The sequence below is a fragment of the Streptomyces sp. adm13(2018) genome, from assembly GCF_008042145.1.
Lineage (GTDB): Bacteria > Actinomycetota > Actinomycetes > Streptomycetales > Streptomycetaceae > Streptomyces.
In genome coordinates this window covers 1-2,425 of record NZ_RDBH01000268.1, presented here as the reverse complement: position 1 = coordinate 2,425, position 2,425 = coordinate 1, and the positions used below count along the sequence as shown (strand labels likewise).

Here is a 2,425-nt window from a genome sequence, read left to right as displayed (position 1 = left end):
ACCCGTCCTTCGCTAGGGTCCTGACCCATGGCACACAACCCCCAAGCACCGTACGGCCAGGGCCAGCCCCCGCAGGGCCCCGAGGGTTACGACCCCGCCGGCAACACCCAGATGTTCCGCGCCTTCGTCGACGAGGGCGCCCCGCAGCAGCGGCAGCCGCAGGCCGCGGCCACGTCGGGCGGCGGCCCGAAGGTCGGTCTGATCGTCGGCGTGGTCGCGGTGATCGTCGTCCTGGCGGCCGTCGCCTGGCTGGCGCTGGGCTGACCGACCCGTCCTTCACCGAGCTCCGAGGTGGGCCGGATCCGCATCCCGCGGACCCGGCCCACCTTTCTTCGTACGCCCTCAGGGCGGCTCAGGCGGTGGCGGAGTCCAGGGCGGGCGCCAGGACCGCGAAGGCCTCCCCGATCAGGGTGCCCGGGTCGGCGGAACTCCCGGCGTCCTCGCCCGCGCTCCACCGGTGCAGTACGGCGTCGAAGGCGGCCAGCGCCATGCCGGCGGCGAGCCGGGGGTAGAGGTCGGCCCCGGAGTCGAGGTCCAGGCGGGCCGCCAGCTCCTCCGTCAGGTCCTCCCGCCACCGCGCCTGGTGTTCGAGGAAGCGGGCGAGCAGCGCGGGGGTGCGCAGGATCAGCCGGACCACCGGCAGGGCCCGCTCGGCGTGGGCGTCGCAGACCGTCAGGGGCACGGACACGGCGTGCAGGAGCGCCTCGGAGGGGAGCTCCCCGGCGGGCCGGGAGGCGAGGCCCGCGCGCATGTCGGCGCCCATGTCGGCCAGGAACTGGACGACCACGTCCTCCTTGGACGCGAAGTACCGGAAGAAGGTCCGCTTGGATACCCCGGCGGTGGTCGCGATCTCGTCGACGGTGACGGCGTCGAAGCCCTTGAGGGCGAGCAGTTGGAGGGCCGCCTCGGTGAGCTCGGTGGCGACGAGCTGGCGCTTGCGCTGGGCCAGGCTCGCGGGGGCGGGGCCGGCGGCTCGGCCGGGACCGGGGTCGACTGCGGGGCGGGTGCTCACGCTCGGAATCGTACCGTGGTGCCCTCGATGACACCAGGATCCATCTATGGCACTCGATCGCATGCTTGACACTCGGTGACACAGGCGCCAGCGTGTGTCGCATGACCACGAAGCAGCGCTGGACCGCAGACCGGATCCCGGACCAGACCGGGCGGCTCTTCCTCGTCACCGGGGCCAACAGCGGCCTCGGTCTCGCCACCACCCGCGCGCTCGCCGGCCGCGGCGGGCGGGTGATCCTCGCCGTACGGGACGAGGAGAAGGGCCGCAGGGCCGTCGACGAGCTCGTCGCGGCCGGCATCGCGCCGGACCTGCTCGCCGTACGTCCGCTCGACCTCGCCGACCTCGATGCGGTACGCGCCTTCGCCGGGCGGCTGTGCGAGGAGCACCCGCGCCTGGACGTGCTCGTCAACAACGCCGGTGTGATGGCCCCGCCCCGCACCCTGAGTGCCCAGGGGCACGAGCTGCAGTTCGCCACCAACCACCTCGGCCACTTCGCGCTCACCGGGCTGCTGCTCGACCTGCTCGCCGCGGGGCGGGACCCCCGGGTGGTCACGGTCGGCTCGATCAACCACCGGCAGGGCGGCCTCCGCCTCGACGACCTCGACGGAGAACGCGGCTACGCGCCCATGGCCTTCTACAACCAGTCGAAGTTCGCCAACACCGTCTTCGGTCTCGAACTCCACCGGCGCCTCGGCGAGGCCGGCAGCCCGGTCCGAAGCGTGCTCGCCCATCCCGGCTACACGGCGACCCGGCTCCAGACCCGGGACGCCTCGGGACTGGTGAAGCTGGCCTTCGGCCGCATCGGCAACCCGCTGATCGCGCAGCGCCCGGAGCGGGGCGCGCTGCCGCAGCTGTACGCGGCCACCGAACCGGGCCTCTCGGGCGGCGAGTTCATCGGCCCCGACGGCATGGGCGAGCTGCGCGGCGCGCCCACGCGGGTGCGTCCCTCCGAAGCGGCGGCCGACCCGGGGACGGGGCGCACGCTGTGGGAGCTGTCGGAGCGCCTGACCGAGGTGAGCTTCCCCGTCACCGCCAGGTAGCGGAGACCTTCCGGGTGTCGATCCGCATCCCGAGCGGCACCCGCCAGGAGTCCACGCACACGGTGTACGTCTCCGTCCGCGCCGTGCCCGGGGCGATCGGCGCGGGCAGCGGCTGGGAGGACGTGAGCGTCGCCCAGTCGACGCCCAGGGCTCCGATGACGTGGGTGGCGAAGGTGACCGTGCCCGAACGGGCCGCCGTTCCCCCGCTGTTGCGGAAGGTGACCGTCACCCTCTCGCACCAGCGCCGGTCGCCGTCGGCGAGGACGGGCTCCGGTCAGGACACGCGGCCGGGAACGGGCACGGGTACGGGCGCGGGGTCCGCCACGGCTCCGCCGCACCGACCGGGCGGCCCCGGCACGTCGCCGGGCACGGG

At 74.2% G+C, this 2,425-nt stretch carries 4 protein-coding genes; 2 read left to right on the top strand and 2 right to left on the bottom strand.

Features of this window, described 5'->3' with window-relative positions; genetic code table 11:
- Nucleotides 1-27 precede the first annotated feature (27 nt).
- Entirely contained in the window at nucleotides 28-264 is a 237-nt protein-coding gene (locus EAO70_RS36455) for a hypothetical protein (RefSeq protein WP_148007067.1), read from the top strand.
- An 88-nt stretch (nucleotides 265-352) separates the two neighbouring features.
- Here EAO70_RS36455 and EAO70_RS36450 read toward each other — a convergent pair whose 3' ends face one another.
- Complete coding sequence (locus tag EAO70_RS36450) at nucleotides 353-1,021, bottom strand: TetR family transcriptional regulator (RefSeq protein WP_410091602.1); 669 nt, start codon at nucleotides 1,019-1,021, stop codon at nucleotides 353-355.
- A 92-nt stretch (nucleotides 1,022-1,113) separates the two neighbouring features.
- On the opposite strand from EAO70_RS36450, the gene EAO70_RS36445 reads away from it, so the two are divergent.
- Entirely contained in the window at nucleotides 1,114-2,052 is a 939-nt protein-coding gene (locus EAO70_RS36445; protein WP_148007065.1) for an oxidoreductase, read from the top strand.
- On the opposite strand, the gene EAO70_RS36440 is transcribed toward EAO70_RS36445, so the two are convergent.
- A complete protein-coding gene (locus tag EAO70_RS36440; protein ID WP_148007064.1) occupies nucleotides 2,039-2,281 on the bottom strand; it encodes a hypothetical protein in 243 nt (80 codons plus the stop codon). The genes EAO70_RS36445 and EAO70_RS36440 overlap by 14 nt on opposite strands.
- Nucleotides 2,282-2,425: the final 144 nt, after the last annotated feature.

Bases quoted from the DNA above. Each gene is read 5' to 3' on its own strand.
- EAO70_RS36455 (WP_148007067.1), top strand. From the start codon at position 28: ATGGCACACAACCCCCAAGCACCGTACGGCCAGGGCCAGCCCCCGCAG.
- EAO70_RS36445 (WP_148007065.1), top strand. From the start codon at position 1,114: ATGACCACGAAGCAGCGCTGGACCGCAGACCGGATCCCGGACCAGACC.